The sequence below is a fragment of the Sphingomonas sp. 37zxx genome, from assembly GCF_000786205.1.
Classification (GTDB): domain Bacteria; phylum Pseudomonadota; class Alphaproteobacteria; order Sphingomonadales; family Sphingomonadaceae; genus Sphingomonas.
In genome coordinates this window covers 1-541 of record NZ_JROH01000126.1, presented here as the reverse complement: position 1 = coordinate 541, position 541 = coordinate 1, and the positions used below count along the sequence as shown (strand labels likewise).

Genomic DNA, 541 nt, shown 5'->3' with positions numbered 1-541 from the left:
AAAAGCAGCATCGCGATTTGCCGGGCATTCGGCTTTATCCGCAAATGCAAGGTCACCGATGGTGCCCGGTTCGATGGCCGGATGCTCCGGGACGTCGTGACGGGCGACAATACCGCATCGGATGTCTGGGCCGATACAGCCTACCGCAGTCAGGCCAACGAGAAGTGGCTCAAGGCTCAAGGTCGGGTCAGCCGCATCCATCGCAAAAAGCCCAGAGGCAAGCCGATGCCGGATCACGTCCGGCGCGGGAATGCCACAAAGTCAAAGGTCCGCGCCCGTGTCGAACATGTCTTCGCCCGGCAAAAAGACCAGATGGGTCTCTTCATCCGCACCATCGGCATCAAGCGCGCCGAAGCCAAGATCACGCTGGCCAACCTCGCCTACAACATGCACCGTCTGATCTTCCACGAACGACGGGCGGCCATGGGATAACTGCGTCTGAAAGGCAGGAAAGCCGTCGGAAACGGTCAAATAGAGGCTCAAAAGCCATACAATCATGCCAGCATCGACGCCCCAGACCCAAATCCGCTCAGATCACCGG

Annotated in this window: 1 protein-coding gene; it reads left to right on the top strand. The window is 59.1% G+C overall.

Annotated elements, in window-relative coordinates; all coding sequences use genetic code 11:
• Window positions 1-432: transposase (locus tag QU44_RS17050; protein ID WP_156141267.1), on the top strand; the 432-nt coding region annotated here is incomplete at its 5' end.
• Between the last annotated feature and the right edge of the window lie 109 nt (window positions 433-541).